A 5,382-nucleotide genomic window follows, 5' to 3' on the forward strand; every position below is an offset into this window, starting at 1 on the left:
GTGCCCTTTTAATATATGAAAGGCTTTATCTAGTTTATCGCTTAAATTATCGAACATGTAATTGTTGTTTTAGGAATTGCAAATATAATATAAAGTTCTGTAGGTACAAAGGCTCAAAGTATCAAAGAAACAAAGTTTTACCACCTTAAATTCTCTTAAAAATGAGCGTAAATAATAATTGACTGACTATCCAAACAAAAAAAGGTTAGACGAATCTAACCTTTTACAAAAAAAAATAAAAAACACTGAAACTAACTCAACTTTAATGCGTTTCTATTAATTAAAATGGGTTTCCATAATTTATAACTAAAACCAATTAGTAGTAAGTTTATCACTAACAATCCTAGCATCTGGAATAGCTTTCCTACTTCATTAGGTTTTAAGAAAAGATGAAATAAAAATATATTAATCGTCACTGGTAACGCCAATATTGCTCGAAATAAATAAAAAAATTGACTTAGCAATAAAACTCCAGCGAGGATTTCTACAAAACCTAAAAATTCCCAGAAGTAATTAGTTTGTTTCATTCCGAAAAAATAATTTTTAATCTTTAACATTTCGGTATTGGGAGGTAATTCTTCTTCTTTCTTTATAGTATCAATAATTTCGGTAGGTCATGGAGTTAGTTTATCAAATTTCCTGATTCCTGCAAAAACCAACATCCCTCCTAGTATAAGACTAAATAATACTTTAACTATAGGTATTATATTTTTCATGCTATTATTTTAGGATTGCATATTCTAATACTGGATTCCCTCTTTCTCCGGCGTCATTTGTCATGGCCAAAAATTTTACTTTATAATAATTTTCAGCAACATCTTTCACAACATAAAAACGATCCGTTTTAATACTTGGCAAAGAACCCGGTCCTCCACCACTTCTCCAACTAGAGCCAATCACTCTTTGGTCAGTTGTAGAAAAAGCAAAATTGCCTTCAACGATATTTTCTTTGGTAAAAGCTGAATAAGCCCCCCCTTCGGATTCTAAAACCTGATAGACTTTTGTACCTCCCTTTCTATTTGAAACTATAAAATCAGAATAGCCATAAGTGACTTCTGAACCAAAATTCACATAATTTGTAAAAGTGGTAAAATTCAAATCCCATTTTGTATTTAACGGTTCAATAGTCACTGTATTGCCAGTGGTTAAACTAAAGAAGGTAAAATTGAAATTAGTGTCTTTTGCAATTACTTTCTCTTCAAAAGTTGCAGAAGTTAGATCCGCATATTGAATTTTATATCCCGCACCGCTTCTTAAAATTCGTACTTTCTTCCAGCCTCTTGCTTCGCCATCAACACTTACGGAACCCAGCTTTGGTGTTTCAGTGGAAACTGCAAATCCAAGATTGACTAAATACACTTTATTCTCCGCATCAGTTGCAGAAATTTCGGCAATTGCAGTTCCAATTCCAGCACCGCTCCCTTCTAAAACCCCCGTCGGGTTATCTACATAACCATTAGAAGAAGCTGTGGTTCCCGCTCCTACTGTTACCTCATTGTTTAATACTTGAGGCAAACTAATATCTGAAGTTGCTAATTTTTTGACTGCCATTTTAAGAGAGCTATTAATCACAACTCTATAATCAGAACCGCTTGAAAACCCGAAATCCCAGGAATTTCTATTTACAGCATCCATTTTTGCGGTGCTTAAATCTAAATAAACTTGATTAGGCTCGTTAGCACCTCCTACTTTTGGTTGTAAAGTTTCACCAACAGTGGCTACTTCCATAGGTGTCGAATCATCACTTGAGCATGAAGTAAGTGTTAGTAAAGCAAATGTTAAAGAAAAAAGTGTCTTTTTCATAGTATTGATTATTATATTAAAAATTAAGGTTATACGTAAGTTTGAGAAAATAAGAACGCCCGTAGGCTAGCATTACTTGAGAAGATGTAGTATGAGCAGCAGCAGAGTTTGAACTAGATTGGGTCACATTGGTTATATTAAATAGGTTTCTGGATCCAACGATTACGTCTAGCTTTTTACTAAAAAAAGTTTTCCGAATCGAAGCGTCCAACCAGTTGCTGTCACCTATTTCAGAAATAACATATTTAGAATTTCCTTCGACAAATTGTTGCGTTTTGCCATTGTATTTATAGTAAGCTGAAAATGTGGTTTTCCATTTTGGAAAAGTGTAAGAAAGACTAGTATTCATATTAAAAGAATATAAAAATCGATTATCTGAAGCAAAAACCTGATTGTCAATTTCTTGAGATACACCAATAAAAGAGGCGCCTATCTTAAAATTAAAGTTGCCTTGTTGAAATTGATTCATCGTCGAAACATTCCACATTTGATATTTATTAATATTAATGTATTGGTACATCGGGTTACCCGTGTCTTCATTGAAACCAATTAGAGCCATATCGATTCGATCGTCAACATTTAAAAAACTTAATGTTAACATATTTGAAAGTAGTAAACCTGAATCGAAATAAGATGTTTTCTTTAGACTAGTCTCATAGGAAGTACTTTGTTCTGGAATAAGATTTTCGTTTCCCGTAAAAAAATGACCGTCAAAAATTTGTTTGGAATACAATTCATCAAAAGTTGGGGTTCGAAATGATTTGCCATAAGATATTCGATAATCAACTCCTTTATCGAATGAATAACGCAACCCTAACGAAGAGGCATATTGATCATTAAATTGGGATTGTGAAGAAAACCGAATTCCTGGTCGAATGGCAAATCTTTTGGATACATTTATTTCTGACGAGCTAAAAAAGTCGTAATTATCAAGCCTTTTTCGAATAGGAACAATACTATTATTTGCTTCTTGGACTAATGAAAAACCATTATTATTGACAATTTCATAGCCAAGTTGTAAATCAATAATTTCACTATTAAAAAAATTATTCAGAGTCCCAGTAGAATACAACACTTCCATTGATTGATCTCGAATAGTGCTATTATCAGCTTCTGTTTGTGTATATAAATAGTATTTAAAATCTTCTACATCTCTTTGTTGTTTTTGATGTGAAAGAGATATATTATAATTTAATTGAGAGAACATTTTCCCAGTTGCATTTAAATTATGAAAATACCTATTAGTCAAATATCTTTTATCATTAGCATACCTATATGATCCTAGTTGAGAATTATATCCGGATTGCACTGTACTGTTATAGTAATTAACCGCTTCGTCTAAAATTTCGAACTTGTAAAACATTCGAAAATTATTTTTTTTATAAGCTATTAAGGCCGTTCCGTTTAATTGTTCCTTTGGAAGCCAACTATAACCGCGTGTAAAATCAGTTTCAGCATAATTTTTTCCATTTTTATCTTCTAAAAAACCCTTAAAATCATTTCGATTTATACCAACACTAACAAACCAATGATCAGTAATAGAATGATTAATTCCCAGTGATTGGATGTGCCTACCTTGATCAAAAAAAGCATACTCATTGCCTACCGTTTCTTCTTGAGCTGCTACTGAAATATTCCATTTATGGAGTGAAGATTTCTTTGTAATAATATTCAGCACTCCACTGACAGCATTAGCTCCATAAGTAACCCCCATAGACCCTTCTACAATTTCGATTTGCTCAACATCATTCAAATTAATTTGAGACAAGTCAGTATTATTACCCAATCCCGCTTCGTTTACTAAAGGCACATTATCAATTAAAATTTTAAAATACTGCGCATCTAATCCAAATAAAGAAACGGTAGATCGCCCACTAGTTCCGCTTGATCGTGCGGTAATATTTAAATACTGGTTTAAAACATCCGATAAGTTAGTTGCTGCTAGATTCTGAATGTCTTTTTTTGAAATTACACGCACATTAAAAACCGACTTCTTTATTGATTGTGGTTCAAACTGACCCGTTATCACTACCTCAGATAACCTCTCCTCTGAAGTGATGCTGTCCTTGACTTGCCCGAACGTTGTTCCGCATAAAAATAGGGCGATATATGATGTAATTTTGAATTTCATTATTTTTATTTAATCTTAATAAGACTGCAAATGTATTATTTATTTTTATTTATTCTAAATAAAAACAATATATTTGTAAAAAATTTCTAATTAAACAAATCACAATTATGAGGACAAAAAATCTACTTCTTGCAGCAGCAATCTCTTTAAACTGTTTAGCCATTCACAGTCAGAATAATAAAAAACAAAAAGACATCGCTTCTATAAAGTCAATGTGTGGCTGTTATGAAGTACAATTTAATTTTGCGGAGACTTTCCAATATGCAAAAGACACGGCCAATTATAAGCCTTCTAATACAAAACACGATTATGGTCTAGAATGGATAGAATTAGTTGAGGAAACGCCTAACAAGTTAATGCTGCAACATTTACTAATTGTAAGTGACGATATGATTATTAAACACTGGAGACAAGACTGGTTATATCAGAATACTGACTTATATACCTACAATATAGAAAACAACTGGAAATACAATAAACTTTCTAAAGAAGAAGTAAAAGGACAATGGACTCAAAAAGTGTTTCAGGTAGATGATAGTCCAAGATATGAAGGAACTGCCAGTTGGGTTCATATTGATGGTAAAGATTACTGGATGAATACCACTGACGCTCCACTACCAAGAAGAGAATATACCAAGCGTAAAGACTACAATGTTTTAAAAAGAAGAAATATTCATGAAATTACAACATCCGGATGGTTGCATGAACAAGACAATAATAAAATTATAAGAAATGAGAATGAAAAAGACATTGTTCTTGCACAAGAAAAAGGTATAGATACTTATACTAAGGTTGAAGATTCAAAATGTATTGCAGCGCAAAACTGGTGGAAAGATAATAATGGACTATGGAAAAATGTAAGGACTAAATGGCAAACTATTTTTGCAGAAAACAAAGATCTTACATTAGAAAAAAAAGTTAGTAACAAACCGCTTTACTCTCTTTTATTCGATTTAAAGCCTACAGCAACAAAAACTGAAACGGATGCTATCATTGACAGTTTTATAGTAAAAGAATGATTTTTTTCTTGTTTGAGTTAGTAACTAAAGGCCTCGATAATTATAAAATTATCGGGGCTTTTTAATATCTAAAATGGTAGTAAAAACTACATACGCTCCGGAACATTTATTCCTAGCAATTTGAATGAAGCAGCAATAATATCAGCTACTTTCTTAGAAAGTTGTACTCTAAAAATCTTTTTGCTAGTTTCCTCTTCTCCTAAAATAGGCACTGCTTGATAGAATGAATTGTACTCACGAACTAAATCATAAGTATAGTTAGCTAACAAAGCTGGACTATGATTATGTGCAGCGTTCTGGATTACCTCTGGAAACAATTCAATTTGTTTTAGCAATTGTTTTTCTTTCTCATGTAATGCTTCCATTCCAGAATTTGCTGAAAAATCAAAGTTGGCTTTACGAATGATCGATTGAATTCTAGCGTAAGTA

Annotated in this window: 4 protein-coding genes; 1 reads left to right on the forward strand and 3 read right to left on the reverse strand. The window is 32.3% G+C overall.

Annotated elements, in window-relative coordinates; translation table 11 throughout:
• Positions 1-720: 720 nt before the first annotated feature.
• Together P8M54_RS13795 and P8M54_RS13800 are read right to left on the reverse strand one after the other, a co-directional pair.
• Entirely contained in the window at positions 721-1,803 is a 1,083-nt protein-coding gene (locus P8M54_RS13795; protein WP_300288537.1) for an HmuY family protein, read from the reverse strand.
• A 16-nt stretch (positions 1,804-1,819) separates the two neighbouring features.
• Positions 1,820-3,934, reverse strand: coding sequence for a TonB-dependent receptor (locus P8M54_RS13800; protein ID WP_300288538.1), 2,115 nt, complete (start codon positions 3,932-3,934; stop codon positions 1,820-1,822).
• 107 nt (positions 3,935-4,041) lie between these two features.
• Here P8M54_RS13800 and P8M54_RS13805 point away from each other — a divergent pair, with 107 nt between their 5' ends.
• Complete coding sequence (locus tag P8M54_RS13805) at positions 4,042-4,953, forward strand: DUF6607 family protein (protein ID WP_300288539.1); 912 nt, start codon at positions 4,042-4,044, stop codon at positions 4,951-4,953.
• Between the two features lie 86 nt (positions 4,954-5,039).
• Here P8M54_RS13805 and P8M54_RS13810 read toward each other — a convergent pair.
• Positions 5,040-5,382 (reverse strand): DALR anticodon-binding domain-containing protein (locus P8M54_RS13810; protein ID WP_300288540.1); only part of this gene is annotated, 343 nt, incomplete at its 5' end.

This window comes from Flavobacterium sp., assembly GCF_029242675.1.
GTDB lineage: Bacteria > Bacteroidota > Bacteroidia > Flavobacteriales > Flavobacteriaceae > Flavobacterium.